The organism is Methanospirillum lacunae, from assembly GCF_003173355.1.
GTDB classification, from domain to species: domain Archaea; phylum Halobacteriota; class Methanomicrobia; order Methanomicrobiales; family Methanospirillaceae; genus Methanospirillum; species Methanospirillum lacunae.
This window is the reverse complement of sequence record NZ_QGMY01000002.1, coordinates 432714-459253: the sequence shown is the minus strand read 5'-3', so window position 1 is coordinate 459253 and position 26540 is coordinate 432714. Positions and strand designations below refer to the sequence as shown.

33 protein-coding genes are annotated in these 26540 nt (G+C 45.0%); 19 read left to right on the top strand and 14 right to left on the bottom strand.

Annotated features, from left to right (window positions below; all coding sequences use genetic code 11):
* The first annotated feature begins 51 nt into the window (after positions 1 to 51).
* The 12 genes from DK846_RS02565 (at position 52) to DK846_RS02510 (ending at position 11509) form a co-directional block, all read left to right on the top strand.
* A complete protein-coding gene (locus DK846_RS02565; protein ID WP_109967338.1) occupies positions 52 to 2172 on the top strand; it encodes a minichromosome maintenance protein MCM in 2121 nt (706 codons plus the stop codon).
* A gap of 156 nt (positions 2173 to 2328) precedes the next feature.
* Positions 2329 to 2682 (top strand): dihydroneopterin aldolase family protein, encoded by a 354-nt coding sequence (locus DK846_RS02560; protein WP_109967337.1) that lies wholly within the window; start codon positions 2329 to 2331, stop codon positions 2680 to 2682.
* The gene (locus DK846_RS02555; protein ID WP_109967336.1) at positions 2654 to 3481 is read left to right on the top strand and encodes a TatD family hydrolase; all 828 of its coding nucleotides are present in this window, start codon (positions 2654 to 2656) and stop codon (positions 3479 to 3481) included. The genes DK846_RS02560 and DK846_RS02555 overlap by 29 nt, the downstream gene beginning before the upstream one ends.
* Positions 3482 to 3573: 92 nt before the next feature.
* Positions 3574 to 3897 carry a DUF424 domain-containing protein gene (locus tag DK846_RS02550; protein ID WP_109967335.1) on the top strand — a complete coding sequence of 108 codons (324 nt, stop codon included), beginning with the start codon at positions 3574 to 3576 and terminating at the stop codon, positions 3895 to 3897.
* Positions 3855 to 4952 (top strand): 60S ribosomal export protein NMD3, encoded by a 1098-nt coding sequence (locus DK846_RS02545; RefSeq protein WP_109967334.1) that lies wholly within the window; start codon positions 3855 to 3857, stop codon positions 4950 to 4952. Before DK846_RS02550 ends, DK846_RS02545 begins: the two co-directional genes overlap by 43 nt.
* The gene (locus DK846_RS02540) at positions 4949 to 5818 is read left to right on the top strand and encodes a class I SAM-dependent methyltransferase (RefSeq protein ID WP_245926433.1); all 870 of its coding nucleotides are present in this window, start codon (positions 4949 to 4951) and stop codon (positions 5816 to 5818) included. Before DK846_RS02545 ends, DK846_RS02540 begins: the two co-directional genes overlap by 4 nt.
* Complete coding sequence (gene coaBC / locus DK846_RS02535) at positions 5815 to 6987, top strand: bifunctional phosphopantothenoylcysteine decarboxylase/phosphopantothenate--cysteine ligase CoaBC (protein ID WP_109967333.1); 1173 nt, start codon at positions 5815 to 5817, stop codon at positions 6985 to 6987. The genes DK846_RS02540 and coaBC overlap by 4 nt, the downstream gene beginning before the upstream one ends.
* A 3-nt stretch (positions 6988 to 6990) precedes the next feature.
* Positions 6991 to 7851, top strand: a complete 861-nt coding sequence (locus tag DK846_RS02530) for a pantoate kinase (protein ID WP_109967332.1) — start codon at positions 6991 to 6993, stop codon at positions 7849 to 7851.
* Positions 7848 to 8579: a 4-phosphopantoate--beta-alanine ligase gene (locus tag DK846_RS02525; RefSeq protein ID WP_109967331.1), complete on the top strand. Its 732-nt coding sequence runs from the start codon at positions 7848 to 7850 to the stop codon at positions 8577 to 8579. Before DK846_RS02530 ends, DK846_RS02525 begins: the two co-directional genes overlap by 4 nt.
* Positions 8563 to 9561, top strand: coding sequence for an AAA family ATPase (locus tag DK846_RS02520; protein ID WP_109967330.1), 999 nt, complete (start codon positions 8563 to 8565; stop codon positions 9559 to 9561). The genes DK846_RS02525 and DK846_RS02520 overlap by 17 nt, the downstream gene beginning before the upstream one ends.
* Positions 9558 to 10295: a class I SAM-dependent methyltransferase gene (locus DK846_RS02515; RefSeq protein WP_109967329.1), complete on the top strand. Its 738-nt coding sequence runs from the start codon at positions 9558 to 9560 to the stop codon at positions 10293 to 10295. Before DK846_RS02520 ends, DK846_RS02515 begins: the two co-directional genes overlap by 4 nt.
* 8 nt (positions 10296 to 10303) lie before the next feature.
* Positions 10304 to 11509 (top strand): M48 family metallopeptidase, encoded by a 1206-nt coding sequence (locus DK846_RS02510; RefSeq protein ID WP_109967328.1) that lies wholly within the window; start codon positions 10304 to 10306, stop codon positions 11507 to 11509.
* A 9-nt stretch (positions 11510 to 11518) separates the two neighbouring features.
* Here the strand turns inward: DK846_RS02510 and DK846_RS02505 are convergent, their stop codons facing one another.
* Positions 11519 to 12025: a molybdopterin-binding protein gene (locus DK846_RS02505; RefSeq protein ID WP_109967327.1), complete on the bottom strand. Its 507-nt coding sequence runs from the start codon at positions 12023 to 12025 to the stop codon at positions 11519 to 11521.
* Positions 12026 to 12381: 356 nt separating this feature from the next.
* Here DK846_RS02505 and DK846_RS02500 point away from each other — a divergent pair, with 356 nt between their 5' ends.
* The 3 genes from DK846_RS02500 to DK846_RS02490 all read left to right on the top strand — a co-directional run bounded on the left by DK846_RS02500 (position 12382) and on the right by DK846_RS02490 (position 14663).
* The gene (locus DK846_RS02500) at positions 12382 to 13425 is read left to right on the top strand and encodes a sugar ABC transporter substrate-binding protein (RefSeq protein WP_109967326.1); all 1044 of its coding nucleotides are present in this window, start codon (positions 12382 to 12384) and stop codon (positions 13423 to 13425) included.
* Positions 13426 to 13497: 72 nt separating this feature from the next.
* On the top strand, positions 13498 to 14250 hold the full coding sequence (locus tag DK846_RS02495) for a hypothetical protein (RefSeq protein WP_109967325.1): 753 nt from the start codon (positions 13498 to 13500) through the stop codon (positions 14248 to 14250).
* Between the two features lie 173 nt (positions 14251 to 14423).
* The gene (locus tag DK846_RS02490; RefSeq protein ID WP_109967324.1) at positions 14424 to 14663 is read left to right on the top strand and encodes a HypC/HybG/HupF family hydrogenase formation chaperone; all 240 of its coding nucleotides are present in this window, start codon (positions 14424 to 14426) and stop codon (positions 14661 to 14663) included.
* Between the two features lie 27 nt (positions 14664 to 14690).
* Here DK846_RS02490 and DK846_RS02485 read toward each other — a convergent pair whose 3' ends face one another.
* The 11 genes from DK846_RS02485 to DK846_RS02435 form a co-directional block, all read right to left on the bottom strand.
* Positions 14691 to 15341, bottom strand: coding sequence for a MarC family protein (locus tag DK846_RS02485; RefSeq protein WP_109967323.1), 651 nt, complete (start codon positions 15339 to 15341; stop codon positions 14691 to 14693).
* A gap of 21 nt (positions 15342 to 15362) precedes the next feature.
* Positions 15363 to 15806, bottom strand: coding sequence for a hypothetical protein (locus DK846_RS02480; protein ID WP_146201101.1), 444 nt, complete (start codon positions 15804 to 15806; stop codon positions 15363 to 15365).
* Between the two features lie 49 nt (positions 15807 to 15855).
* The gene (gene albA, locus DK846_RS02475; protein ID WP_394339593.1) at positions 15856 to 16161 is read right to left on the bottom strand and encodes a DNA-binding protein Alba; all 306 of its coding nucleotides are present in this window, start codon (positions 16159 to 16161) and stop codon (positions 15856 to 15858) included.
* Between the two features lie 16 nt (positions 16162 to 16177).
* Positions 16178 to 17194 (bottom strand): aspartate-semialdehyde dehydrogenase, encoded by a 1017-nt coding sequence (gene asd / locus DK846_RS02470; protein ID WP_109967784.1) that lies wholly within the window; start codon positions 17192 to 17194, stop codon positions 16178 to 16180.
* 40 nt (positions 17195 to 17234) lie between these two features.
* A complete protein-coding gene (locus tag DK846_RS02465; protein WP_109967321.1) occupies positions 17235 to 17408 on the bottom strand; it encodes an indolepyruvate ferredoxin oxidoreductase subunit alpha in 174 nt (57 codons plus the stop codon).
* Between the two features lie 63 nt (positions 17409 to 17471).
* Positions 17472 to 18233, bottom strand: coding sequence for a 4-hydroxy-tetrahydrodipicolinate reductase (gene dapB / locus DK846_RS02460; protein ID WP_109967320.1), 762 nt, complete (start codon positions 18231 to 18233; stop codon positions 17472 to 17474).
* Positions 18226 to 19101, bottom strand: coding sequence for a 4-hydroxy-tetrahydrodipicolinate synthase (gene dapA, locus DK846_RS02455; RefSeq protein WP_109967319.1), 876 nt, complete (start codon positions 19099 to 19101; stop codon positions 18226 to 18228). The genes dapB and dapA overlap by 8 nt, the downstream gene beginning before the upstream one ends.
* Positions 19102 to 19110: 9 nt before the next feature.
* Positions 19111 to 19302 (bottom strand): 30S ribosomal protein S17e, encoded by a 192-nt coding sequence (locus DK846_RS02450; protein WP_109967318.1) that lies wholly within the window; start codon positions 19300 to 19302, stop codon positions 19111 to 19113.
* A gap of 3 nt (positions 19303 to 19305) precedes the next feature.
* Positions 19306 to 19872 carry a thiamine-phosphate synthase family protein gene (locus DK846_RS02445; RefSeq protein ID WP_109967317.1) on the bottom strand — a complete coding sequence of 189 codons (567 nt, stop codon included), beginning with the start codon at positions 19870 to 19872 and terminating at the stop codon, positions 19306 to 19308.
* Between the two features lie 148 nt (positions 19873 to 20020).
* Positions 20021 to 21202: a DNA primase regulatory subunit PriL gene (priL, locus tag DK846_RS02440; protein ID WP_109967316.1), complete on the bottom strand. Its 1182-nt coding sequence runs from the start codon at positions 21200 to 21202 to the stop codon at positions 20021 to 20023.
* Between the two features lie 3 nt (positions 21203 to 21205).
* Positions 21206 to 21949 (bottom strand): DNA polymerase sliding clamp, encoded by a 744-nt coding sequence (locus DK846_RS02435; RefSeq protein WP_109967315.1) that lies wholly within the window; start codon positions 21947 to 21949, stop codon positions 21206 to 21208.
* A 93-nt stretch (positions 21950 to 22042) separates the two neighbouring features.
* Between DK846_RS02435 and DK846_RS02430 the strand changes: the two genes are divergently transcribed.
* Genes DK846_RS02430 through DK846_RS02415 form a run of 4 tightly spaced genes read left to right on the top strand, consistent with a single transcriptional unit; the run spans position 22043 to position 25288 of the window.
* Complete coding sequence (locus DK846_RS02430; RefSeq protein ID WP_109967314.1) at positions 22043 to 22681, top strand: RlmE family RNA methyltransferase; 639 nt, start codon at positions 22043 to 22045, stop codon at positions 22679 to 22681.
* Positions 22681 to 23559, top strand: coding sequence for a GTP 3',8-cyclase MoaA (gene moaA / locus DK846_RS02425; RefSeq protein ID WP_109967313.1), 879 nt, complete (start codon positions 22681 to 22683; stop codon positions 23557 to 23559). The genes DK846_RS02430 and moaA overlap by 1 nt, the downstream gene beginning before the upstream one ends.
* Before the next feature lie 41 nt (positions 23560 to 23600).
* Positions 23601 to 24107, top strand: coding sequence for a hypothetical protein (locus tag DK846_RS02420; protein WP_109967312.1), 507 nt, complete (start codon positions 23601 to 23603; stop codon positions 24105 to 24107).
* Positions 24104 to 25288 carry a M20 family metallopeptidase gene (locus tag DK846_RS02415; protein WP_109967311.1) on the top strand — a complete coding sequence of 395 codons (1185 nt, stop codon included), beginning with the start codon at positions 24104 to 24106 and terminating at the stop codon, positions 25286 to 25288. The genes DK846_RS02420 and DK846_RS02415 overlap by 4 nt, the downstream gene beginning before the upstream one ends.
* Before the next feature lie 37 nt (positions 25289 to 25325).
* On the opposite strand, the gene DK846_RS02410 is transcribed toward DK846_RS02415, so the two are convergent.
* Positions 25326 to 26054 carry a tRNA(His) guanylyltransferase Thg1 family protein gene (locus tag DK846_RS02410; RefSeq protein WP_109967310.1) on the bottom strand — a complete coding sequence of 243 codons (729 nt, stop codon included), beginning with the start codon at positions 26052 to 26054 and terminating at the stop codon, positions 25326 to 25328.
* Positions 26055 to 26142: 88 nt separating this feature from the next.
* Complete coding sequence (locus DK846_RS02405) at positions 26143 to 26403, bottom strand: PRC-barrel domain-containing protein (RefSeq protein WP_109967309.1); 261 nt, start codon at positions 26401 to 26403, stop codon at positions 26143 to 26145.
* Between the last annotated feature and the right edge of the window lie 137 nt (positions 26404 to 26540).

Below are 26540 nucleotides of genomic sequence, written 5' to 3'. Positions count from 1 at the left end.
ATGAAAGATATCAGCCCATAGAGCTGAGTATTATTGGACTCTTCATCAACTATGACTTCTGAAACAACAAGTGACGAGATTGAGATAACAGACAGGGATGCAGACTGGCACAAATTCCTGAAAAGCCGGTATAAAAAAGAACTTGATGAGATATCACGTGAGTACCCATTTCGGCGTTCTCTCTACATAAATTACCATGATATTGAGAGTTTTGGGAAAACCGGTACCCAGATGGCTGATGAACTTCTTGAGAACCCAGGGAAGGTTATAGGGGATATCAGAGATGCTATTCGGAATCATCGGCTCATTAAGGTAAAAAAAGAGAAAGACCCAATCGATATCAACATACGATTCCTCTCACTCCCACGCAAAATCGCAATCAGAGAGATCAGGTCAGACCATATCGGGCAGATGATAAGTGTTGAGGGAATTCTGCGAAAAACAACTGAAGTCAGACCCAGGATCACACTCGCAGTTTTTAGATGCCCATCAGGACACAGGACAGTAAAAGCACAGGGATATGGTCCATTCATTGAACCTGATGGATGTTCAGCCGACGGTTGTACCCAGAAAAAATTAGAACTAATCCCCCGATTCTCCCGTTTTGTCGATTCACAGAAACTCCGTATCCAGGAATCACCAGAGGGACTTCGTGGTGGAGAGCAGCCACAGACCATCGATGTGGATGCAATAGATGATATAACCGGCATCGTCACAGCCGGTGACAGGATTGTCATCAACGGGATACTGAGGTCCATACAGCGTAATTCGTACGGAACAAAGTCCACCATCTTTGATATCTACATCGAGTGTAATTCGATTGAAGTAGCAGAAAAAGAGTTCGAAGAAGTCAACATCAGCGAAGAGGATGAGAAGGAGATTATTGCACTCTCTCAGGACCCGATGATCTACCGGAAGATCGCTCATTCTATCGCTCCTACCATCTTCGGAGTAGATGATGTAAAAGAGGCGATCGCTCTTCAGCTCTTCGGTGGTATTGCGAAAGAGATGCCTGACGGATCCAGACTCAGGGGTGATATCCATGTGCTCCTTATCGGAGATCCCGGTATCGCCAAGTCTCAGATGCTCAGGTACGTGGTCAAACTCTCTCCGCGAGCAATCTATACTTCCGGACAGTCATCTACCGCTGCAGGTCTGACTGCAACGGCTGTCAAGGATGAATTTGGAGATGGCAGATGGACACTTGAAGCTGGAGCACTCGTGCTTGCAGATATGGGTGTTGCCTGCGTGGATGAAATGGATAAGATGGACAAGAACGATCGCTCTGCATTACACGAAGCGATGGAGCAGCAATCCATTTCTATCGCAAAGGCAGGAATTACAGCCACCCTCAAATCACGATGTGCCCTGCTTGGTGCAGCAAATCCTAAATACGGAAGATTTGACGATTTTGCTCCTATCGGTGAGCAGATCAACATGCCCCCATCTCTACTCTCACGTTTCGATCTGATCTTCGTTCTGGCAGACAAGCCTGAACATGAGCGTGATCTCGCTATTGCAGAGCATATGATCAAGGCACACAGTGTTGGAGAATTGATAGCTCAGCATAGCCGGACTCCGATAGATGGTGTTACTGACGAATATATCGCCGAGCAGTTAAAACCAGTAACACCGGAAATAGATCCAACGATCTTTAGAAAATATGTAGCATATGCAAAGCGTAACTGCTTCCCACGTCTTGGAACCGAGGCACGTGAAGCCCTCATCCAGTATTATATGAAACTGCGTGACCTTGCGGATGCAAACAAACCCGTCCCGGTCACTGCCCGTCAACTCGAAGCAATCATCAGACTGGCGGAGTCAAGTGCAAAAATCAGGCTTTCACCAATTATAGAAAAGAGCGATTCAGATCGGACAATAAGAATTATCGATACCTGTCTTCGTCAGGTTGCGTACGACCCTTCAAGCGGTTCCTTTGATATTGATATGGTTGCAACCGGAGTATCCAAAGGGAAGCGCGATCTGATAAGAACCATCAAGCAGGTAATCAGGGATACTGCTGATGACAACGGACGTGCCCATATCGAGGATGTTATCGAACGGGTCCGAACCCAGGGCTTTGACAAGGATGAGGTTGACAAACAGATCAGATCAATGCTCAGATCAGGAGAGGCGATGGAACCCAAGCATGGAGTTATTAAACTAATATAAGAGTGGAACAGAACTCACCAGAGTTAATTCCCTGGTATGATTCATTCATCGTTTCTTATATACCGGGGAATACAACCGTATAAACTACTATAAAATCTGGAGTTGTGCTTATGAACTTCGATAATCACAAGTTTTTACTTTTAAATAAGAGGGACCATGATCTCTGACAGAGAACGTGCAGCATTTGAGGCAGGGATCAAACTGGGAGCTCTGTATCACCAGTGGGTGGGAACGCCTGTTTCACGGGAATCAGCCGGCTCTCTGGAGCATGCTATTGAAAACGCTCATATTCAACAGCCATATGTCACTGAGATCAGTGTGGATCTAGATCGCGAAGCGATGGTCCCGAACTCTTTCGGATACAGTGAACTGGCAGGATTGATGCTGGACGTTGAGATGACAGTCAGAGTAAACCAGGCAACCTGTCACGTATCACTCTCACGGGAAGGCGAATATCCAATGATGAGAATCGAGTGGATCGATGAAGACTCCGAAGTTTCCAGTTCTTGATGATCATATCCATATAGATCCAAGAAATGGTCGCGGTATTGATGCAATAAAAGACTTCAAACGATCAGGAGGGACTCATATCTGCCTGGTAACTAAACCTTCCTGGTCGCTTGATGTTCACCCTTCTTCTGGAAAAGAATATTCAGCAGTCTTTGATGAGACGCTGGAGATTGCTAAACAGATAGAAGAACAGGGCATTGTCGTCTTTCCTCTTCTCGGTGTCCATCCCGCCGAGATCACCGTGCTGACTCCAAGACTCACTCTCGGAGAGGCGACCATGGTTATGAAAGAAGGTCTTGACTGCGCTGCAACATATGTACGAGAAGGAAAGGCCATCGGGCTCAAAAGTGGGAGGCCACATTACGAGACTTCACCGGAGATACTTGTTGCATCCAACGAAATCCTCTCCCATGCTCTCACCCTCGGAGGAGAATTAGGATGTGCCGTCCAGATCCATGCCGAGACCGGTCCGTGCGATGATGTTGTGCAGATGGCAAAATCAGCAGGGATGGATCCTTTGCATGTGATAAAACATTTCGGATCACCAGAAACCCCTCTGATGCCTTCTCTTGTGGCCAAACATGAAAGCATACCCGAACTCTGTTTGGCTAAGAGACGATTCACAATGGAGAGTGATTATATGGATGAGAATGAACGTCCGGGAGCTGTGATGGGACCCAGATCAGTTCCCAGACAGACAACCAGTCTTCTTCAGGCTGGAAAAATCACTGAAGAAGATATCTTCAGGATTCATCAGGAGACCCCTGAACAGGTATATGGGGTTGAGATCAGGATATGAATTGTAGACGACATCAGTCATGATAATCCAATTTCAATTTTTTAATTGAAGTTGTCATCAGTATAAAGACTCATTTTTTATTTACTGAGGGAATGATTTTACGTGTTCAGCCAGTTCATATATACCAGATGTATATCAGGATTCACCGGTCAGCCGGCTGTCATGAGGTTGTAGGGATCTGCGACCATGAGTTGCTGGGCAAAACACTGAGTGAAGGAGACCTGAATGTGGTAATAAGTCCTGAATTCTTTGGTAGTCATCTGGCAACTGAAGAGGAAATTCTTGCAGCATTACGTGATTGTGAAAATATCAATATGTTTGGAGAACGGTGCATCAGTCTTGCAATCAGTCATGGATTTATTGACGAGGATTCATGCAGGATGATCGCCGGAGTTCCCCATGCAATTATACTCTGATTATTCTTTCTGAAATTATGGATCTACACGACGCAATATGTCCCAAATGCGGAGGACCATCAAAAGATGGAAGCCTCTGCGGTAAATGTTTAACAGGAGAGATTCCCTGGTATGTTTGTGAACCCCGGGTTTTCATTACCAGGTGTGGAGGCTGCGGTTCGATAAAGACGAGTGCAGGATGGGGAGATTCATCACGTGAACGTGAGGATCTGGAAGAGGACGCTGCAATATCTGCAATAAAATTTCATCAGGATGTAAAAAAACCGAGCATTTCAGTTAAGTTAGATCATCTCAGCATCAACCGGACATATGCAGATCTTGAACTTTCTGGGACCCTGTATGATGAAAATCTTGAGGGATACTGTTCACTTGAGATCGTCTGGCAGAACGAATCATGCGACCGGTGTAACCGTCAGCATGGGAACTACTACGAAGGAGTAGTTCAGATTCGGGCAGATGGAAGAAAAGCAACCACTGAGGAGCAGGAAGAGTCACAACGAATTGCCGTTCAGGTCGAGACCGAGATGCAAAATGATGGTGAACGCCTTTCATTTATCACCAGATTTGATGAAGGACGTGAAGGCCTGGATATCGTTGTCGGTTCACAGGCAATCGGAGAACAGATCTCACGTGAGATTACAAAACGGCTCGGGGGTCGATTTTCTCTGCATCCGACGCTTGTCGGAGAGAAGAACGGACAGAAACTCTACCGGATTACCTATGCTGTCAGATTACCGAAATTACAGCGTGGAGATGTAATTGCCGTTCGCAATACATACGGCGAGATTCTACATCAGGAAAACAAAACATTCACGTACCTCGATCTCAAAACCGGCATCCCCAGAACAATCCCGGAATCAACTCCTTCAAGATTTGTGGCTAATGTTCGAGATGCTGCCGTCTTTTCTGTCATATATCAGGATTCAGGAATTATAGGCATTCTTGATCCCGAATCAGGAAAGACTGAAGAGATCAGCAGAGTCTCATGGCGTCACCCGGAAGTCGGTGATTCAGTCCGAATTCTGCGTGACAGCGAACGCACAATAGTAGTATGATGCAGACCAGGCTGGTTCCACTTACAGATATGGCTGTTCTCATGACAGAATCATGGGTAGACCAGACCAGACGACCTTTTATCACAGCAGAAGGAGCATACGTCCCAGTCAGGGAGGGATTTCCGTCTACCCATATGCTTCCTTCACGCAGGCGATCAGGAAGAGGATACCAGAAACTTGGCGACGTGGTGATCTTTCATGGAGCCTATCCGACCCTTGATGAGGTGAATGATGTTAAAACTCTGGAGAAACCCAGAGGAATCTTTTGGATCTCCGGGCATGAAGGGGTTACCAGGGAACCTCATATATTACGGATTGAAGGATCCGGAGGAGAGGTTACCCATCGTGAATCAGGAATCATCTACCGTTTAGATATTGAACAGGTCATGTTTTCCCAGGGAAACCGGGAAGAAAAGACACGAATATCAAAGATGATTCACCCCGGAGAAACCGTGGCTGACATGTTTGCAGGAATCGGCTATTTTTCTCTCGGAATGGCAAGAGCAGGAGCCCGGGTTCATGCAATGGAGATCAATCCTGTTTCATTTAAATATTTAGAACAGAACACGACACTGAATGGACTTACCGGGAAAATAAGAGCAGATAATGGGGATTGCCGAAACCTTCTCTCAGGAGTGTATGACCGGATCCACATGGGCCACTTTGAGGCAGTCACATTTCTGGATCAAGCACTCAGGCATGTCCATAAGGAAACTATTCTCCACGTGCACATGCTTGGCGATCGTTCAGATGAGATCAAAAATATCCTTCATGATTCTTCGCTGGATGCCAATATTACCGTACACAAAGTCAAGAAGGCAGGACCGCGAACCTGGCATCTGGTCGCAGACGTGGTGATAGAATGAACCTACTCAAGGGAAAGATCATCCTTCTCGCAGTGACCGGAAGTATTGCCGCGGTAGAAACAATAAAACTCGCCCATGCTCTCCGGCGTCGTGGAGCAGAAGTGCAGGCAGTAATGAGTGGAGCAGCAACACAGATCATTCACCCTGATGCCCTAACGTATGCCTGTAACCATGAAACCATTGTCAGAATTAGCGGAATGGTTGAACATGTCAAATATTGCGGGGACGAACATGTCGCCGACCTCCTGCTCATCGCCCCCTGTACTGCAAACTCTATCTCAAAAATTGCATGTGGAATAGATGACACCCCGGTTACCACCTGTACAACAACTGCACTTGGAAGTAAAATGCCGATCATCATCGTTCCTGCCATGCACCACGCCATGTTCCGCCATACTGCAGTGATGCAAAACCTTGAAACACTCAAGTCATGGGGCATTCAGGTTGTGGGTCCAAAAATTGAGGAGGGAAAAGCTAAGATTGCACCTGTTGATGAAATAGTACTCTCATGCGAACGGGAACTTTGCGGTAAACCATTAGCTGGAAGACACATCGTTATCACAAGCGGGAGATGTGAGGAACCTGTCGATGATATAAGAGTTCTCACGACCAGATCGTCCGGGCTCATGGGACAGGAACTTGCTAAGGCTGCATATCGACTCGGAGCAGATGTCACGATAATCCACCGTGATATCCTTCCAGGATTCAGAAATATTCAGACTTCTTCTGCAGATTCTATGTTACAGGCAGTTATGCAGGAGCTGGACTCTCATCATACTGACATCTTTATCAGTGCGGCAGCGGTTTCTGATTACGCACCTGTCAAGTACCAGGGAAAGATTCCTTCAGGTCGGAATCCTGTCCTTACCCTGCATCCCCTCCCAAAGATCCTTGACAAAGCAATCATAAAAGCAGGTTTTACAGTTGCCTTTAAGCTCGGTGAAGAGAGTGTTCATGATGCTCAGTCACTTTTAAGCAGGGGGATTACTTTGGTTGCTGCAAACAAGCCAGAGAACCTGGGGTCGAAAGAAGGAAGATATGATCTGGTAGACCGTTTAGGTACGATGAGTGTTTCAGGTTCAAAAGAAGACGTGGCACACGAAATTTTTAATCAGATTATCTCAAAGCACCTCATATCCCTTTCTCCGGCGATATCTGACGCCACATGAATTATGAGTCCGTCACAAGTTACGGTCTTTTGTCCAGGCCATATATCAGGATATTTTAAACCGGTGATCACCGGAGATCCAAAAACATCAGGAAGTTGTGGCGGCGGTATTGTCATAAATTCCGGAGTTACCGTTGTTGCAACCAGGGCAGAAGAGACAACTATCCAGGTATTGAAAACTAGCCGGGATACATCACAGGTAGTATCTGACAATTCACCGGTAATAAAGCACCTTATGCAAAATCTTGGGCTTACCGCATCAATCAAAACGTTTTGTACACTCCCCCTTTCTTCGGGATATGGCCTTTCTGCTGCTGCCTTACTTGCAACAGTTCATGCAGTTAACCAGCTTTTTGATCTTGGTCTTTCTCCTGAAAAATGTGCAATGCAGGCTCATCAGGTTGAGGTCGCTTTCCGTACCGGACTTGGCGATGTGGCAGCCTGTCAGGGAGGCGGATGGGTTGTAAGGAAAGGACCGGGGATCATGGCAGAGATACTCAGATATAAGGATGATCAGACAATTCATGCAATCACCTTGAGCCCTTTGAAAACAGAATCAGTCCTTTCATCACCAGAAATGATGAACAGGATCACTGATGCGTTTCCAAAAACAGACCCTGACACTCTCATAGGATTTTTCGCTTGTTCACGAAGTTTTGCTGAAGCATCCGGACTCATCTCTCCCGATATAGAGAAAGTCCTAATCGACTGTGATGCCAATAATATCCCGGTAAGTATGACAATGCTCGGAAACGGAATATTTGCACTTGGAGAACGTGCAAAGGATCTCCTCAATCGGTATGGGGAGACTTATTCCCTGCAAATATCTCATACCGGGCCCCGGATTATGGAGGTACTGCCATGATACCGGAAAGTCACCCGCGATATCGTTCTCTGGTAACCCGTGAACAAATGGCAGAAGCTGCCCGGTCAGGAGTTGTAGCACTTGAAGGACTTACTGCTCATGGAAGGGGTGAAGCTTTTGATTACCTCCTTGGTGAGAAGACCAGTGCCAGTGCTGCTGAAGCAGAGCGGGTGGCTGCTGCACTTCTAAAGACGGCCCGCCATCCGGTTATATCGGTCAATGGTAACACAGCAGCTTTGTGTGCCCAGGCAATTGCTGATCTTCAGAAGGCTTCTGGAGCAATCGTCGAGGTAAATCTCTTTCATCGTACTGAAGAGAGAGTTGCGGCTATCACCCGAATCCTTGAAGATGCCGGATGTCAAGTGCTTAATGGTCCGGTTGAGAGGTTTATTTCTCTCGATCATGACAGGGGCCTCTGTCATGTAAACGGCATGGCTGCCGCTGATCTTATTCTTGTCCCACTTGAAGATGGAGACAGGGCCGAAGCACTAGTTTCAATGGGAAAGAAGGTAATAGCAATCGATCTTAATCCACTATCCCGGACTGCAAAAACCGCAACACTTCCAATCATCGACGAGGTTACCAGAGCTGTTCCAGCCATAACGTCAGCCTTCAAAACTATGAATCAGGAGGAAGCCGAAAAACTGACCAAGAATCCAGATGGGAAGAGATACCTTCAGGATGCTATCATGACAATACGGAGTAGACTGGATGACCTTCTGGATTGAAAAATTCAGGCCCATAGATCTTGACCAGATCATCGGTCAGGAGCGGGTTATAGAAGTCCTCCGAAAGTTTGCAGATAGCCAAATGCTTCCTCACCTGCTTGTAACCGGACCGCACGGTACAGGAAAAAGTATCGCTGTAGAAGCAACATTGAAGAAACTCTACGGTGATTCCTGGCTGGACAATGTCACTATCTTTCAGACTGCAGACCTGATGGAGCGTGGGAGATCATATCTTGAAACTGATGAGAGATTCATGCATCTCTATAAACCTGATGAATCCTTTCTCTCAAATCTGAAACATGCAATAAACTCATACGCATCCATCAGACCCATAAACGCAGAATTTAAGGTTCTTTGGTTTGAAGATGCCCATACCCTTTCACAGGATGTACAACATGCTCTTCGCAGAATTATGGAACGGTATAGCAGGACATGCAGATTTGTCTTCTGCACAACACAGGCATCATCAGTAATTCCTCCAATTAGTTCACGATGTCTTCCACTCTTCTTTATACCCCTTTCCAGGGAGCAGATTCTAGCCAGACTTAAAGAGATCCTCCAGACAATGGGCGCCACTGATACCGTAAATGATGAGGAACTCGGCATTCTTGTTGCTGCTGCCGGGGGAGATCTGCGTAAAGCTATCATGTATCTTCAGGTACGGGTTGGCACAGGAACAGAAATCACACCTGCGACTTTTGACGAGGGAGAAACCAGAAAAATTGCTGCTGCAGCGTTCATTGCAATGCAATCCAAAGATATCGCCACTGCCCAGCGACGTCTCGAAGGTCTGATGATCGAATACGGTCTTTCAGCCCGCGAGGTGCTACAGGAACTGATGCTGATTGTACGGCGTGAATATTATCACCCAGATATTATCTCGAGTATCGCTGATACCGATTACATCATCACTCATGCTGGAAATGAATACCTGCAAATGAACGCCCTTGCTGCAAAGATAGTCGGAGAGGTCTTTTTGTGAAATCAGCAGAACAAAGCGAACAAAGAGTACAATCCCATTATGATGATATCGCTGATGTATATGATCAGCGATACGATCATCGGGAAAGGGGAAGACAGTACTACGATCATATCTCCCAGGGAGTACTGGATCAGATCGGTACCGGGGGAGAACTCCTTGATATTGGATGTGGAACCGGGCTTTTTATTAGAAGATTTCTGAAACATGGGGGCAGAGTAACCGGTATAGACATCAGTTCAGGAATGATCAAACGTGCAACCACGATTTTTCCATCAGAGCAGTTCCTGGTGGGAAATGCAGAATTCCTCCCATTCAGCGAGAATTCATTTGATTCAATCTCAAGTCTTCTCGCCTTTTCTTACCTGACAAAACCGGATAAAACCCTCGAAGATTGTTTAAGAATATTAAAACCTGGTGGAAGACTGGCAGTCTGCACACTGGGGAAAAATGTTTTTACATCAAGTCTGCCAGCTCTGTTCACAATTGGGGAAAAGATGAAGATCCGCAGGGTTGGTGTCGGAAATTTTATAGAGCACTATTATACTGCCCAGGAGATGCACGAACTCTTTGAAGCGGCAGGTTTTACAGATATATCAATATACAGGTGCTCTTTTGCGCATTTCACCTTTGCAGATCCACTCTTCTCAATAGCCAAGCGGGTCGAACCGTTTATCGAAGAAAAGATTCCATATCTTGCATACAATCTTATCGCTAGCGGACAGAAACCACGGTAAATAAATCTATGCAGATTCCCCTTCCTGGTTTTTCACATCCTCCTCTTCCTGATAACTTTTCAGATTCATTCCAGGTTGACGGAGTGTCATATCATTATTCTGTTAAATATGATCGGGAAATCTCACGCTTTTCTACTGAAGTATCAGAAGCAGGAGAATTCATTTTTATTGCGCATTCATCACTTTCTGCAGACGAAATCCACAGGATTGTTACACGCGACGGGAAGAAACTATTCAGGATTCCGGCAATAAAACCTGACCAAAATACCGCAACAGATTGTAAGAATCTTCGCATTGGAGATGAAGAAGTTCCATACAGGATTAAAATTAATCCCCGTGCAAAGGGGATGACACTTAAGATAAATCATGTACTTCAGATAACAGTGATTGTTCCTCCCGGATACTCTCATTCTGATCTTTCTTCATTTCTGGAATCAAGTAAGACCTGGATAGCAGAGAAAATTGGGAGAACTGACCTTATCAATAGGAATGCAGACTCAAATGATTCAATTACAGTGGAAGGCAGAACAATTCTCTATAATATCAGGAGAAGTGACAGGGCTAAACGGATCGTATTGAAGATCCTTGCTGATGCTTCTGTTGAGGTAGTTGCACCTCCTAATACCAATTCAAACCTCATTCACAAATTTGTCACAGAGAAAGCTGACTGGATTTTGAAAAAGATTACAGATAACAGCAGACCTAGGCCTCCAATCAGGGATTATACAGATGGTGACCTTTTGCCACTTCTCGGAAAAGAAGTACATCTATCAGTTCTTACCGGTGGAGACAGTTCTGATGCCTGGTTCATTGATGGAAAAATTATTGTAAAAATCCCTGATGGTCTTACTCCTGTATCAGCCCGTGAACTTGTAAAACGAGGGTACAAAAAAATCCTTACACAAACACTCGAAAAGATCTCACAAGAGATGGTAATCAGGTGGTCATCAAGACTCAGTATTCAGCAGCCAAGAATAAAATATGGGGAACAAAAGACACACTGGGGTCTCTGTACTCCACGGGGGATTACTCTGAATATCAGACTAGCCATGGCACCTCCAGATCTGATTGAATACGTAGTTGTCCATGAACTCTGTCATATTTTACATCCCAACCATTCAGCCAGATACTGGAAACTTGTCGAAGAAATGCTTCCAGCATATAAAGATTCCAGGTCCCGTCTAAAAAGGGATGGCAATCTGTTCATGCTCTGAAAAAAGTGATTATATAGAATCTGATGGAGTCAGAGTGAGCGATGAGACGCCAGATATCATCTCCTCAGCAGGTAAATTTCTGCCTGCAAGCACCAGGGGATATGATGGATCACCCTGCTCAATAGGCTCGCCATTTTTAGTATTTGCCAGGATGAAAGCATCATTGCCTGCTATTTCAGACCCTGGCAATGTAATAGTTGAGCCGTCAGTGCCGGTTACAGTTACCAAGTATGCCAGATTACCAGTATCATTCACCCGGTTAGTCAGTCGCCAGAGTGGCATGCCATCCCAGACCTGCCCTTTCTCATCAACAACTGATGAAAAATAATTGGACGTCTGTTCAACGTTGATACTTTGTTCGTATTCTTCCTGAGTAATGTATTCCTGATGATTACCAGAAAGATTGAGACTCCATTCATTATCGGGAATATTTCCGGCAGTGACAATTCCGATACCAGACAGAGTAATTATAGAAACAGCCCAGATGCTGAGCCATGTCAAGGTTGTTGTATTCATGTATAACGTATTTTTTAATAATTCGTGAACAATTCACGTTCGGATTGTAGGATAAATACTACAGGCAGGGAATCCTAGAACAGGTTCTCAAATCCTGGACTCAAGAATAATTCCAAGAGGATGGTAGATGAGATACCAGTCTGATAATCCAGGGGTGTTTTTCGAAAACCGGAGAAGAAAGAGATCATTCATTGAAGCCGTGCATATAATTTGTATCATCTGCATAATAAGATTTGAAATGGGAATTGAAGAGGTTTCTTCTTATAAATGATTATTAAAATTCTTTTTGTTGTAATGGAATCCATCGTTCTTTGGCATAAACATAATTATTTCCCTCCAATTGCTAACCATGATCTATGTCAGTGAGATATAGTATATCCGCACTTTTTACATGTATCCTTGTTCTGCTCATTATACCGGCTATCTGTCCTGGAGAAACTCCTGTTAATCAAAATTCAACAGAACAAACGATTCTTGGACTCATCCCATCCGGAAACACCAGCCCATTCCATCAGGAACTGATAAAGGGAGTCATTGATGAAGCTGCAAACCATAATTGGACTGTAATAACAATACCCCCTGATTCTGAAGAGAATATTACATCACAGAAACTGGCCATGTGGGATCTCATCAATAGAAACGCAAGGATAATTTGTCTCAACACACTGAATACATCTGCTCTTACCCCGGAGATTAAGGCAGCTACTGAGGCAGGCATTCCGGTAGTCCTTTACAACACCCTGACTCCGGCCCAGAAAATGAATATTTCTGAGTACATTGGGTACAACCAGTATACAGGCTCAGCCGAACTTGGATCATACGCATCCAGGATTCTCGCAGAGAAGAAAAATGAGGCCCCAGACACCATCCAGGGTAAGGTTTTCATCCTTCGTGGACTTCCTGGTTTTCATGCTGATCAACGAACTGCAGGATTCATTACCGGACTTACCCAAAGTCATGGAATAACCATTGCAGATCAGAAAGTAGCAGGATGGGATCGTGATACGGCAAAGACTATTGCACTTCAGGCGCTCAAGGATCATCCAGACCTTAGTATCTTTTATGGTAACAACGATGAGATGGCAATAGGAGCAGCAATGGCAGTTTTAGATCGTGGTAAAAAAGTGAATTCAGATCTACTCTGTATAGGCATTGATGGAAATACCCCAACGCTAGATATGATAAGAAACGGCACTATGACTGCAACCCTCGGTGTGTATCCATACAAGATGGGGAGCACTGTTGTCAAACAGGCAGTAAAAATTCTTAATGGTGAACAGGTACCGATGTATTTGGAGACGCCTTCAACAGTTGTAGATATCAACAATCTTGATGCGTACCTGAACGGGTCAACTTGGACCGATCCAATCGAATCAGTTGCAGAAAAAGAGATTAAATAATCACTACCCTTTTTCAAATACTGATGTAGGAATATCCCTATACTATCAAAAATAGAAACCTGAGATATGAAGATGCTGAAGAGAAAATGGCAGCTCTTAATCAAAAGCTTCTGCCTCGTTTTGATTTTAATCATTGCCAGAGTCATCATTGATTATTACAATCTTGATGTAATTACCATCAATTCCATAACATCTGCCCTGGTAACAGGAGTGATATTCACTATTGCGGTGATATTTACAGGAACACTCACAGATTACAAAGAAAGTGAGAAGATTCCAAGTGAACTAGCAGCCTCAATCAAATCCCTGTACCTTGATTCTTATATGTTTCCTACCGTGAAACAGGAAGTTATTGACCAGTTTAAGTCCCACATAAGAAACCTCCACAAAGAAGTTGTATCAAACTTTCGATTAAATACCTGGGACCTGACATCACTAAATGATGTGACTCAAGAAATAAACCGGGATATTTCTACACTTTCTCTGGAAAATGTGGCGCCACCAATTCTTGTAAAGATGCGTAATGAGTTAACCACCATTGACAGGACATTCAACCGCATCAAGCAGATCAAAGATACAGATTTCATTCCAGCTGCGTACGCGATATCTGAAATGGCAATCACTTTTGTAATCCTAATCCTTCTGTTTATCAAGAGTGATTCGCTGATTGAAAGTGTACTCCTTATCGCAGCGATTACAGCCATGATTACCGGACTCTTCTTCCTTATCAAGGATATGGATGACCCATTTGAGATAGGGGTCGGGTCGAGTGCAGATGTCGATCTCTTCCTTCTCTTTGACCTGGATCAATATCTAAAAGATTAAAAACCCTTCTTTTGTTATTTCAGACACATACAAATGAGACACTGAAATTGTTAAGATTCGGTTATTGAATTTTGACTTGAACCCAGGATAATCAGGTATATATCGTTACAGAGCAAAAATCTGAAGACTGTACCTGGAATAATATTCCAGCAGATCTGATCCGAGGTTTATCTATGTGTATAGCCGTTCCAGCAGAAATAATTGAGATAAAAGAAGGAAATATTGCACTTGTTGACTTTGGAGGACTTAAACAGGAAATCCGGATTGATCTCGTAGATGTTATTATTGGAGACTTTGTTCTGGTGCATGTGGGCTTTGCAATCCAGAAACTGAACCGTGATGAAGCTCTTGAGACCCGTGAACTGTTTAAGCAGTGTTATGAAGAGATGGGCCAGGAAGCATTTCCGGCCTAATTTTTTTCGATTACTATATCCGAGATATTACTTAATAAGAGATGGGAAGGCCGTTGAGATCCCATTAATCAGGAATTGAACTGCAATAGCCATAAGTAAAATTCCCATGAGTCTGCTAACCACCCTGTATTCTCGTTGTCCAATCCTGCTTGTAAATTGTTCTGAAGAGACCAGTAACAGATAGGTAAGTGTCATTGTCATTATAACAGAACCCAGGATGATCACAAGACGTACCGGCTCTGATATCAGTGAAACATTTTTTGAGAGAACGATAACTGTAGTGATAGTGCCAGGCCCGGCAATCATGGGGAATGCAAGTGGCATGGATGAAATCTCTTCAGCTTCGATACTCTCATGTTTTTCTGCTTCAGTCATTCTGGCCCGGGATGTTTTTGCGTAGACGATCTCCATTCCTATCCCAAAGAGCAGGACCCCGCCTGCTATTGTAAATGCCTCAATCGTAATCCCAAACAATGCCAGAAGGCTTGATCCAAATATTGTGAAGAAAAGGAGAACCACCGTTGAGAGTCGGCATGCAGAAATAGCAACCTTTTTCCGGTTTTGTGGTTCCATATGACCTGTCAGGGAGTGGTAAACAAGCATCGCTCCAATAGGGTCAACCACAATGAGGATTGAAGATAAGGTAAAGAGTGTGAGACTGATCAGGTCATCTGCCATTAAACCACCCTTCGATCAATATTAATAATATACAATCCCGCTCGGAATTTTTGATACGTTCTGCAAATACTGGGTGGACTGATTTGATATGATTGTCAGGTTTGGAATTGTTGTTCCAAATTGATGAGCAGGGAACCAGTACAGACCATCGCCATACACAGGTTTTGTATCATACACCTTGAGATCTGCAGAATCATAATCCATCCGGACAAGTGTAGCATTTTCAAAGTTAAGCATCGAAAAGAGACGATTCTTCACGTCGTTCTCTCCGAACATGAGGATGAGAAACCTGAATGCATCATCCAGAGTATACGTGACATGCACATCAGCATATCCCGGTTTCAAGAAGATCGTAACATTGTGGATATCGATATATCCATGCGTTTCAGGCTCTGCGGCAAGCGTATGAGAAGCTCCGAAAAGGAGAAAAAATATAAGGAGGAACGCCCACCTGTTCCTGATCATTCTCATATGGTACGGTTCTGAAGCTTAAAAACCTTCGGGAAAATTGGAATCAGAGCGAAACCTGCCCTATTTCTGATCGTAATACCAGAACAATCTCTATACATGAGACATTGGTCTTACCATTTTCAGTATCAACCTGTTCTGTTGAGGTTGTTATGGATCGTTTCTCTACATTTTGCAGGAACCGACCCAGAGCAATCTCTGTCGTATCAACTGCCCGTGAAATTGCCTTTCCTCGTGCTTTAACAAATACTTCCTGGGCACCATTGGTAAACTGGGTAACGACGGCCAGAACATAATTCATGACCGGCTTATTACCCACGAAGATGATGTTATCGTCCTGCACGTATGTCATTGTGGCTGAATAAGAATCACAGGTAGTCCCGGTCACAGATCACTTCTGCATTCAGAATTGAGGCTCCTGCCGCTCCTCTGATGGTATTATGACCCATAGCCTGATACCTGATTCCTGGCCGTACCCTGCCGATAGATACCGTCATTCCCTTTCCTTTCATCCGGTCTAGGCGTGGCTGTGGCCGGTCAGGAAGATCAATATAATCGACCGATTTTTCCGGAAGAGTGGGCAGATCAGGGAGTGTTGACTTCCATGTCCTAAAGGCTTTTTCCACTTTTTCAACCTGATCTTTGATATCAATCCAGACAGACATGGAATGCCCATCAATAACCGGAACACGGTTGCAGCATGCACTTACAGAGAATGGAGCATTCTGAACTTCGGCACCATCAAAGGTACCCATGATCTTCAGAGTCTCGCGTTCCATCTTCTCTTCCTCGTTGCCAATGTAAGGAATCAGGTTATCAAAAATAGCCATTCCTGGTATGCCTTCAAACCCAGCTCCAGATATGGCCTGCATTGTGGCTACCTTGATATCAGAGAACGAAAACGTTCGAAGAGGTGCCAATGAACAGGTGAGCATGATGGTTGAACAATTTGGATTAGTTACAATGAATCCATCTGTTCCTTTGTCACGCTGAAGATCGATCATCCCAAGATGATCGGCATTGACTTCCGGTACAACCAGAGGGACATCAGGTTCCATCCGGTATGTACTTGCATTACTGCAGACTCCAATCCCTGCCTTGGCACATTGCATCTCTACTTCTCCTGCAAGGTCTGCAGGAAGTGCAGAGAACACAAGGTCAACCTTCTTTAGACTCTCAACTGTGGTATCTGAAACAATGATATCGCCGACATCCTCAGGAAATGGAACTTCGAGACGCCATGAAGCAGCATCACGATATTTCTTTCCTGCACTCCGTTTGGATGCGGTCAGAACTGAGAGTTCAAAATTCGGATGACCTGCAAGGAGTTGTACAAACCTCTGCCCAACGGCCCCGGTTGCACCAAGAACCCCTACACTGATCATACCGATACATTGGAGAGAATAGTTATTAAAAATGGATGATTTAATCCATTGAGATGGCTTCTGCAGGACATACATCCACACAGGAACCACAGTCTACGCAGAGATCTGCGTTTACATCAGCTTTGTCATCCTTCATTGAAATCGCTACAGCCGGGCATTCATCAACGCAGGTCTCACAACCGGTACAGGTATCTTTGTTTATTATCGCAGTCATGGAAATCTCTTAATGACTCTGTTTAGGAATATAAAAAAATTTTCGACCTGATTTTGTCTTTCTTCAAAGACCGAGGACATCTTTCATGCCATATACAGCAGGCTTCTTTCCGACAATCCACTTGGTTGCCTTGACTGCTCCCTGGGCAAAGACACCCCGATCATATGCCCGGTGGGAAAGAGTGACTGTCTCAAAGTTGCTGGTAAACATCACAGCATGATCACCGACGATGTCCCCGCCCCTGATAACATGCACACCGATCTCGTTGCCCCGTTCAGTCATACCCTCACGCCCATAGACTTCTTCCCTGGGGCCGACTTCTTCCTGGAGAATCTCAAGAATAGTCTTTGCGGTACCGCTGGGAGCATCCTTCTTGTACCGGTGATGAGCTTCGGTAACCTCAATATCATAGTCACTAAGCCGCTGAGCAGCTTCCCGTACAAGAAGCCAGAGAATATTCATTCCAATAGAATAGTTCGTGGAGATAACCGCCGGAACTCCTCCCTTTGCAATTGCTTCTCTGATGTTCTTGCTTTGATCTGCATTCAGACCGGTTGTTCCAAGAATGATTGCACAACCAGCTGCTGCGGCTACGGGAATGTTCTGGGCTGACGCTGCGGCTACAGTAAAATCAATGACTACATCGGGTTTACTTTCAGACAGAAAGGATGCAAACTTACCAGCAGAGACGACAGGAACGCCAAAAACCTCGCCTTCCTGCACATCTACGCCACCCACTAACTGCATTTCGGGATCTTTTGTGACTATTCCACCGATTGTCATACCCATGCGGCCGAATGCACCACAAATTGCTATTTTAATCATAATGAGTTAGCACCTCCTGTAATTTTTCAACTGTTGTCTGGCTCGCTTCATCCAGTGGAAGCCTGACAGGACCTGCTGCCATGCCTCTCATTTCAGTAGCTTTCTTTATTGGAACCGGATTAGTTTCAACAAAGAGTGCTTTGATGAGAGGTGCAAGTTTGTAATGAATACTGCGTGCAGTTTCATAATCGCCCTTCTTTGCTGCATCATACATCTCTATCATGGGCTTTGGGACAATGTTTGCTGCAACTGAGATAACCCCGTCGCCACCGAGACTCAGGATAGGAAGAGTCATACCATCATCCCCTGAAATCACAGAGAAATCATTGTCCAGGGTCAATTCTATGATAGATGATATTTGATTGATATCCCCGCTAGCCTCTTTAACACCCACTATGTTGGGATGGTTAGCAAGCTCGGCAATCAGTTCAGGGGCAAGATTCTGCCCGGTCCTTCCCGGAATATTGTAGATTACAACCGGGATATCCAGATCAGCCAGAGCGGTATAATGCTTCACAAGACCTGATCGGTTGGGTTTATTATAATAGGGGCTTATGACCAGAACGCCATCTGCTCCGGCATCCTTTGCAGCCTTGGTAAATCTGATAGCTTCAGAAGTGTTGTTAGACCCGGTTCCTGCAAGGACTGGAACCTTACCTCCGGCCTCTTCCAGGGTTACTTCCACTACCTTCTCGTGCTCTGCACTACTGAGTGTAGCAGATTCTCCGGTTGAGCCGCATGGCACCAACCCGTGGACTCCAGACTGCAAAAGAAAAGTGATGTTGGATCTGAGTCCATCCACATCAAGATCTTTCCCGGCGTTCCTCTGAAAAGGAGTAATGAGCGCAGGGAAAACGCCCTCAAACATGAGGGTAATTTATGCTGTTCTTCCGGTATTTACCTTTCTTGTGATATAGCCTGCAACACGGTTGCGCACGCTCTTGGTGGGAATATCAGTTGCTGCACTTACGGCTTTTTTATTCTCATCAAAATCGCCAGAAAACTTTTCGCGGTGGTTTTCCAGAAGTTCTGCACCGATGCCCTTTATATAACTTGGTTTTACACCCATTGATTATTCCTCTGTAAAATTTGTAGTTATAATGCGCGTTAAGATCCTATTAATACTTGCTAAAACACGGGTCGGATTCTCACCCAGAAGACGGATCAAGGGCTCTTTTCCTACACATCCGGTATCGTAGATCAGATCAGGAACGCCATCGCTCTTCTCACAGCAGAAAGCAACCCCCCAATCATGAGAAGAATCTCCTGGAGGTTCCTGGGCGCGATTGAATGAAGAAACCTCCATCAGCATCTCATCAGCGATTTCTATGATCTTTGGATTATATCTTACAATTGCCACGCACCGGATTGCTGGATCAAACCGGGTTGCAGTAAGGACCATCCTGCAAACAGGGAGATCTTCCGAAGAGATGATAGAACCGTCTATTACGGCAAACACGTCATCAATGGTCCTGGCGCCCTGCCGGGCATACGCCATCACAATCCCTCCAGCAGGTGCAATCTCTGAATGTGAAATTTCTCCCAGAGACTCTATCACTGACTCCAGTTCACGGATGAGGACGAGATTACCACTTGAGATCTCTCTTTCTTTCTCTTCACAATCATGAGAATAATTCATAGATCACCCGGAAACTCATCCCCTAACATAAAATATCCCGCCCAAGAATATTTCCTGCGAGTTTTTGCTCAGACATTTACTTATGCGTATAAACAGAACGTATGGTCAGATTATGAAACGGTGGATGCTCGATGCTGTGGTTGGTGTCTTAAGCCTGATTATCTTCCTTGTGGTCCTCATTGTTCTTCCTGCCTTCCTCCATGGCAGTACCGCGTACCTTATTGCGCTTTTCCTGTTTATCGCTGTTATCAGCGGGGGCGGATTCCTTATCAGGAATGTTACCCCCTGACCCAACAATCCCGGCTTTCTTTTTGGGAACAGTAACCATTCTTTTTTTCTGTTTGTAATACGTGAGTGGATGCGTAATATTTTTACAGAGAGCATCAGGATGAACACAGAGTGCATGAGTTTTCATCGTGGAACATTGGGGAGATGTGTATTCAGTTCCACTTCCTCCCTGACCTGATATATGATCCACCTGGTACATGGTCTTTGAGAGATCGAAGTCAGGTACATGCCCGTACAACTCGACAATCCGGGTGTTCTCCATCCCAATGTTATGCATAAAAGCAGTCACTGCAAATCTTCCCATATGGGTAAGGTGAGTCCGCTGCACGAGAGCTGCGATAATTGCCTGAATGCAGGGGGGGAAAGCAGACTCTTCCACAGATCCAAACTCTTCAAGCATCCGCTCCTGTATTGTGGTTTTGATTCGGTCAATTACCGGCTGTAAAGAGATACAAAGAGATGGAGGAACTTTAAGTGGGAGGTTCTGACTCATGATAACCCTGAGACGTTCCCTCAGGATCTCATCGATCTCATCACTATGAATCCTGACAATCCCTTTCTCCACAACCCGGTTTACAAGCCTCCATCTGTCATCAGTGAGCCTGGAAGCTATCTCTATGTACTGAATCACCGGAATTTTGGTAGAACTCCCTGATAGTCCCAGACTGGCTGCTATCACTTCTTTCTTCTTTGGATCCTCATCTTGGAGATACCGATATACTCTCCATGACTGGTATCGACAAAGTCGATCAATGAGCATCTTATCACCAGAACAGGAGACCAGTAACCGGCTTGCCGGGTATGCGGAAATAATTATTCTGACGGCTTCCGCCTCGGAGGGAACTTCAGACAGATCTTCAGGAGGCTGGCGGGGGTTAAACCTGATTGAAGCTGATACAGTGTCGTATGCTTCTTTTACCGCAAGACGACCTGCAGAAGATTCAAAATACTGATCGAGGGAGGCTGTATTTGCAGCGATAAAGGACTGGGCTTCTTTTAAAAAAGGGTATTTTGCAAGGTCTCGAAGGTCAAGTGCTACCATGCATCAGTCAGCTTCGATACGTGGGGCGAGCAGGTACTCAACATGTCCTTTTCCGCCAGCAATATCAAAGGAGAATTTAACCGGGTGATCAGTTCCCAGGTGAATGGTTACCTCTGATGCGTGTGCCATGACTTTTCCCATATCCTTGAGGTAATCAATTGAGAAGAGGGAGCGGGCCTGTGAATAATTACAGGATATCATCTCATCAGCAGAAAACTCACGCTCGATGTGGTCACTGTCTCCTTCGGCAATAATATAGAAGACCTTCTTATCAGGATTAATTCCAAGCCACATTTTGTCTGAAACCACTGCTGCGGACTTGATAGTATTATAGAGGTCTGATCCTGAGACAGTCACAACGCCAGGGAGCTCAATGCCTGGTGAGTTAGGATCCTTTTTGATGGTGCTTGTATCAAGCAGGGTGATGGCATAATGATACCCTTCAAACCTGACTTCAATCTTATTAGCTCCATCTGGATAGTCCAGACTCACTTCACTTGCTTTTCCCATCATCGTGAAGATATTCTTCATCTTTGTGATATCGAGCCCAAGCTCCCCGGGTGTAGCTTCGTATGTATTGAACGCTTCACGCTGGAGGGTGAGAATGACCATAGCAACATTTGCGGTATCGACAGATCTGATCCACACCTCCTGCTCGGAGAAATGCATTCTGCACTCGGTTACCAGAGCAGCGACGGCGTCGATAGAATCACGAAAAGTATCGGCGTTTATTGTTCCTTTCAGCATCTGCGCTCCCTACTGTTCTAACAATATTAGTTTGACGCACATATAAGTGCTGGTCTGAGTAATATTTACAAATAAAGTGGATACGAGCGGCATATGGGTTCTCAATGGGGTAGGGATAAGGTATACCAGAAGGCAATGAAGCAGGGATACCGTTCCCGAGCTTCATTCAAATTAAAAGAGATTTTAGAACGAAACGCAGTTCTGCGACCACAGGATAATGTGGTAGATCTTGGTGCAGCACCAGGGAGCTGGCTTCAGATTCTGAAAGAGAATACATCAGGGCAGATCGTTGGGATCGATCTAAATCCAATCCAGCCACTTGAAGGAGTGATAACTCTGGTTGGGGATTTTTCAAAACCCACAATAGTAGCAAGAGTTCTGGACCTGTTACCGGTCGTAAACCTTGTGGTCTGCGACGCTTCGCCCAAATTATCAGGGCATAAATCGTACGACCAGGCAAGAGCAATAGACCTCAACAAAATGGCTCTTGACTTTGCTATACAGGTGCTCTGCCCGGGTGGCAACCTGGTGATGAAAACATTCCAGGGTGAAGATTTTCCATGGATCTACCGGAAAGTAAAAGAAGAATTTTTCCGCGTAACTACGCATAAAACCCATTCAAGCAGAAAGGGAAGTGCTGAGATCTACATCATTGCCCGCAACTTCATCGCAGGAAGGGAAGACCTCTTTGATGCTGAGGTTCAGGAAGAAGTAACAGACTCGGGTGATTGATGGCTGTTCGGGATAATTTTCAACGTCCTGTCAGCAATATCAGGATCAGTCTGAATTCGGGGTGTAATCTTAAATGCATTTACTGTCATCGGGAAGGAGAATGCAAACCAGAAAATCCGATGTCAATCGATGATATCAGGGAAATTCTTCTGGCATCAGAGCGACTTGGTATCAGGTCGGTAAAATTTACCGGTGGAGAACCACTGCTCAGAAAGGACATCCTTGATATTTTCAGAAGTGTTCCTGCAGGGATAGAATCTTCGATGACGACCAACGGAACACTTCTTGGCCCAATGGCCATGGATCTTTACAAGGCTGGCCTCTCCAGAGTAAACATCAGTCTTGACAGTCTCCGGCATGAGACCTACAAAAAGATCACTGGTGTTGACAGTCTGGATGATGCCCTGGCAGGAATTGAGGCTGCAAAGGCGGCAGGCCTGGTTCCGATAAAGATCAACATGGTGCTCCTGAAAGGGATCAATGAGGATGAGATCGATGATTTCATCAGGCTTGTGGCAAACGATCGCCATATGATTCTGCAGATCATCGAACTGATGGATCTTGGAGACTGTCCATACCATGCAGATCTGTCAGATCTCGAGGATCATATCGCTGCATCATCAAAACGGGTGATCACCAGAAGGATGCATCACAGGAAAAAATACTGTTACAGCGGGGCAGAGATCGAGTTTGTCAGGCCTTTTCACAATTCAGAATTCTGCAAACATTGTAATCGGCTCAGGGTTACTTCTGACGGAAAACTGAAACCCTGCCTTCTCAGGTCAGATAACCTTGTGGATATCAGAGGGAAGAAAGGGGAAGAACTTGACGCTCTCTTTAAGCAGGCAATAGGCCTCAGAGAACCGTACAACTCCTGACGGCAGAGACGCTTTTTATCTTCTCCCGTCTACTTTTGTGTATGCTGGAAGTCAACGAGTACGCCCGTGTACTCCAAGCCCTTTACAACAAATCTCTTATCCTCGAAGACCCCTCTGATTTTCACCCGGTTCTCAGTTTCTGGTATTTTGATGCAATGGCACATCTTGACTATTCAATATCAGTCCTTGCATTCAATGCAGACTCTCCCCGCAACCTGATGAGCCGTGAATATCTCAAACACCGGACAGACCAGGGAAAAGACGAACCGATGGGAGTGTTTCCCAAATTTATGATCTGGCTTGAAGCCAATCATCCGGAGGATTATGAAAAGTTCCCTCTGTTTGTCCAGAAGATCTATTCATCCACCGATCCTGCCTCGTACAGATCATTTCGGATAATCCTGAACCCTGATGAACGAAGACCGGTTCCACCAGAAACCCTTCAGATCATGATTGACGAGATGTTTGATCGATCGTTCATTTCTGCTTTATACAAAAAATCTTCTGTTGCAACAAAACTGGATGAGTTTACCAGGTCTTGTAGATGAAAAACACTACTGACGTTACCAAGATATGTTCAGATCTGGTCCAGATACGATCAGATAATCCACCCGGTTATACTGATGAGGTTATCGCATACATCAGGGAATTCTGTGATAAAATAGGCCTTAAAACACAAACAGTTACCAGAGGGAGACGGCACAACCTCCTGTCTGCTGAACCTAAAGGAAAACTTCTCCTCTGTGGGCATGTTGATGTTGTTCCTGCTCTTGATGACGGATGGACATATCCACCATACACCGGTCTGATAAAAGAGGGATTTGTTCATGGTCGTGGCTCAACTGATATGAAGGGAGGATGTGCAGCTCTGCTTGTTGCACTCAGCAATATTATCGAAACAGAAGGTGATCCCGGTGTTGACATCGCATTCGTCGCTGATGAAGAGGGAAAAGGCGAATTCGGGATGGAACAACTTGTTGGTGAGGGGATACTAAAACCATGCAATGCCATCATAGCTGAACCAACACCCCCGGCATCCCCGATAATCGGAGAGAAAGGAGTACTCAGGACACGTATCCGGTTTTCAGGCAAATCAGGGCATGCGGCCATGCACCCGGTTCTGGGCAATTCTGCGATAATGCAGGCCTGCCGTTACCTCAACTTCTGTCAAACATTACATGAGCGTGATTGGCCAATCGATCCTGTGGCAGCAGATGCAATCAAAACAACTGGCAGAGCCCTTGAGACCCTGACAGGTCTGATGGCAGTTGATGCTGATCGGATTCTATCCCGAATTATGTATAATCCAGGTTTTATTGAAGGAGGAGAGAGAATGAACGTAGTTGCACAGCACTGTGATCTTTCGCTGGATATGCGAATCCCATGGGGATGTAAAATCAGCGATGTGATCCCACTTATGCAGGCTGCAGCTCCTGATGCGGTAATTGAGATCCTGGAGTCATCAGAACCATCAATCAGCAGGCCTGGGACTCTTACAAAACTTCTTTGTGAGGGGATACAATCAGTACTTCATGTACCAGCAGAACCGGGTGTGAGTCAGGCTGGATCAGATGCCCGGTATCTTCGGGTTCATGGGGCAGAAGTGGTAATGTATGGACCAGGTGACCTGAATCTTCTTCATTCAGTAAATGAACGGGTTCCGGTATCAATGCTTGAGAACTGTCAGCACGTTTATGAGTACATACTGAAACGGGTATCACAGGTTTAATCGCCTACGAAAAAAGCTGGAAAAAAGTTCTCTTAAATTATGATCCAGTTATCTCTTCAACAAATTTTTTCCCTTCTTCTGTTGAAAAAACTGGAGGGTTACGATCAACATACACCTTTCTCCGGATCGCTATTGTCTTTTCTTTAGTTACCGGGTTGTATCCTTCTTTCGTGATTAGAGTATGATACACCATAATCCCCCGCCGTTCCCAGGAAGGAGTCTGTGCAAGATTGACTCCATGCTGAAAACAGATCTCATGAAGTTCCCGTGCACCTACACCGTTTAGTTGACGCTGTACTTCTGTCCGGTTTAGGCCGTCCTGGAGAAGGAGTACCTGAGTATACCCGTTGATGTGGTTACGCCATGCCTCTTTCTGACGCCAGTTCAGGTAGTCTGCTACCATACTCTTCTCAACGGGGATGATACGTGCATCAAACGATATGGGTGATGCAGGTTTTAGTGCCATGGTCAGGCAACTTGACGCAATTGAAGCGATCACTGATGTAAGTTTCTCAACGCGCCCCTCAAATGGCAGTTCATCAAGGTAGATACTGATCTCATCAGAGAACGTGTACGCAAAAAGAGGAGACAGCCCACTTTCAGTCAGAAGTGAAGTGCAGACAGAAACCATCGCCTTCGAAAACCCCTCATCAAAAGGGCGTTTGAGTGACAGTTGCGCAAGAAACTGATGGAAAGCCCTTCCATCTAATCTGATAATGACAGGTGCAAGGGCCTTAATTCCGGTATATATCTCCCGTTCTTTCACAAATAATCCTGCCCAGTTCCAGGCGAAAAGTTGTACATATCGGGAGAGTCAGATTCAGAATATGGAATATTGTAGATTATTGAACAGATCAGAGATCTGTTTCCTCTTTGAACATATTCTGAATATGACGTATCACGACCACATCAGAGATACTCTTAACCAGCCTGAAGGGGATCTTGATACCTTTATGCGTCTTGACCTCAATGACTTCAGGATTAAGTTTTCCTGCCGCTATTGAATCGATTCTTTTTGAATCGATGTCAAGAACAAGGTCTTCAACCTCACCGATGAACATTCCGTTCTCAGAGTATATCTTAAGGCCGATAAGGTCAGTAATCTGATTCTTCATACTCCATTGACATTTATATCATATCCATAAAAAAGTAGGTATTTTTTTCCGCCCAAACTGATTTAGACTGACCTGATCAGTATCTACCTCTACATATCAGGACTGTTGCCTAATATGATTTTTAAAAAGGTAGACAG

What these genes read in the sequence shown, in the direction of transcription:
- DK846_RS02565 (WP_109967338.1), top strand. Translation starts at nt 52, where the DNA reads ATGACTTCTGAAACAACAAGTGACGAGATTGAGATAACAGACAGGGAT.
- DK846_RS02560 (WP_109967337.1), top strand. Translation starts at nt 2,329, where the DNA reads ATGATCTCTGACAGAGAACGTGCAGCATTTGAGGCAGGGATCAAACTG.
- DK846_RS02555 (WP_109967336.1), top strand. Translation starts at nt 2,654, where the DNA reads ATGAAGACTCCGAAGTTTCCAGTTCTTGATGATCATATCCATATAGAT.
- DK846_RS02550 (WP_109967335.1), top strand. Translation starts at nt 3,574, where the DNA reads ATGATTTTACGTGTTCAGCCAGTTCATATATACCAGATGTATATCAGG.
- DK846_RS02545 (WP_109967334.1), top strand. Translation starts at nt 3,855, where the DNA reads ATGCAGGATGATCGCCGGAGTTCCCCATGCAATTATACTCTGATTATT.
- DK846_RS02540 (WP_245926433.1), top strand. Translation starts at nt 4,949, where the DNA reads ATGATGCAGACCAGGCTGGTTCCACTTACAGATATGGCTGTTCTCATG.
- coaBC (WP_109967333.1), top strand. Translation starts at nt 5,815, where the DNA reads ATGAACCTACTCAAGGGAAAGATCATCCTTCTCGCAGTGACCGGAAGT.
- DK846_RS02530 (WP_109967332.1), top strand. Translation starts at nt 6,991, where the DNA reads ATGAGTCCGTCACAAGTTACGGTCTTTTGTCCAGGCCATATATCAGGA.
- DK846_RS02525 (WP_109967331.1), top strand. Translation starts at nt 7,848, where the DNA reads ATGATACCGGAAAGTCACCCGCGATATCGTTCTCTGGTAACCCGTGAA.
- DK846_RS02520 (WP_109967330.1), top strand. Translation starts at nt 8,563, where the DNA reads ATGACCTTCTGGATTGAAAAATTCAGGCCCATAGATCTTGACCAGATC.
- DK846_RS02510 (WP_109967328.1), top strand. Translation starts at nt 10,304, where the DNA reads ATGCAGATTCCCCTTCCTGGTTTTTCACATCCTCCTCTTCCTGATAAC.
- DK846_RS02505 (WP_109967327.1), bottom strand. Translation starts at nt 12,025, where the DNA reads ATGAATACAACAACCTTGACATGGCTCAGCATCTGGGCTGTTTCTATA.
- DK846_RS02500 (WP_109967326.1), top strand. Translation starts at nt 12,382, where the DNA reads ATGTCAGTGAGATATAGTATATCCGCACTTTTTACATGTATCCTTGTT.
- DK846_RS02495 (WP_109967325.1), top strand. Translation starts at nt 13,498, where the DNA reads ATGCTGAAGAGAAAATGGCAGCTCTTAATCAAAAGCTTCTGCCTCGTT.
- DK846_RS02490 (WP_109967324.1), top strand. Translation starts at nt 14,424, where the DNA reads ATGTGTATAGCCGTTCCAGCAGAAATAATTGAGATAAAAGAAGGAAAT.
- DK846_RS02485 (WP_109967323.1), bottom strand. Translation starts at nt 15,341, where the DNA reads ATGGCAGATGACCTGATCAGTCTCACACTCTTTACCTTATCTTCAATC.
- DK846_RS02480 (WP_146201101.1), bottom strand. Translation starts at nt 15,806, where the DNA reads ATGATCAGGAACAGGTGGGCGTTCCTCCTTATATTTTTTCTCCTTTTC.
- albA (WP_394339593.1), bottom strand. Translation starts at nt 16,161, where the DNA reads ATGACATACGTGCAGGACGATAACATCATCTTCGTGGGTAATAAGCCG.
- asd (WP_109967784.1), bottom strand. Translation starts at nt 17,194, where the DNA reads ATGATCAGTGTAGGGGTTCTTGGTGCAACCGGGGCCGTTGGGCAGAGG.
- DK846_RS02465 (WP_109967321.1), bottom strand. Translation starts at nt 17,408, where the DNA reads ATGACTGCGATAATAAACAAAGATACCTGTACCGGTTGTGAGACCTGC.
- dapB (WP_109967320.1), bottom strand. Translation starts at nt 18,233, where the DNA reads ATGATTAAAATAGCAATTTGTGGTGCATTCGGCCGCATGGGTATGACA.
- dapA (WP_109967319.1), bottom strand. Translation starts at nt 19,101, where the DNA reads ATGTTTGAGGGCGTTTTCCCTGCGCTCATTACTCCTTTTCAGAGGAAC.
- DK846_RS02450 (WP_109967318.1), bottom strand. Translation starts at nt 19,302, where the DNA reads ATGGGTGTAAAACCAAGTTATATAAAGGGCATCGGTGCAGAACTTCTG.
- DK846_RS02445 (WP_109967317.1), bottom strand. Translation starts at nt 19,872, where the DNA reads ATGAATTATTCTCATGATTGTGAAGAGAAAGAAAGAGAGATCTCAAGT.
- priL (WP_109967316.1), bottom strand. Translation starts at nt 21,202, where the DNA reads ATGGTAGCACTTGACCTTCGAGACCTTGCAAAATACCCTTTTTTAAAA.
- DK846_RS02435 (WP_109967315.1), bottom strand. Translation starts at nt 21,949, where the DNA reads ATGCTGAAAGGAACAATAAACGCCGATACTTTTCGTGATTCTATCGAC.
- DK846_RS02430 (WP_109967314.1), top strand. Translation starts at nt 22,043, where the DNA reads ATGGGTTCTCAATGGGGTAGGGATAAGGTATACCAGAAGGCAATGAAG.
- moaA (WP_109967313.1), top strand. Translation starts at nt 22,681, where the DNA reads ATGGCTGTTCGGGATAATTTTCAACGTCCTGTCAGCAATATCAGGATC.
- DK846_RS02420 (WP_109967312.1), top strand. Translation starts at nt 23,601, where the DNA reads ATGCTGGAAGTCAACGAGTACGCCCGTGTACTCCAAGCCCTTTACAAC.
- DK846_RS02415 (WP_109967311.1), top strand. Translation starts at nt 24,104, where the DNA reads ATGAAAAACACTACTGACGTTACCAAGATATGTTCAGATCTGGTCCAG.
- DK846_RS02405 (WP_109967309.1), bottom strand. Translation starts at nt 26,403, where the DNA reads ATGAAGAATCAGATTACTGACCTTATCGGCCTTAAGATATACTCTGAG.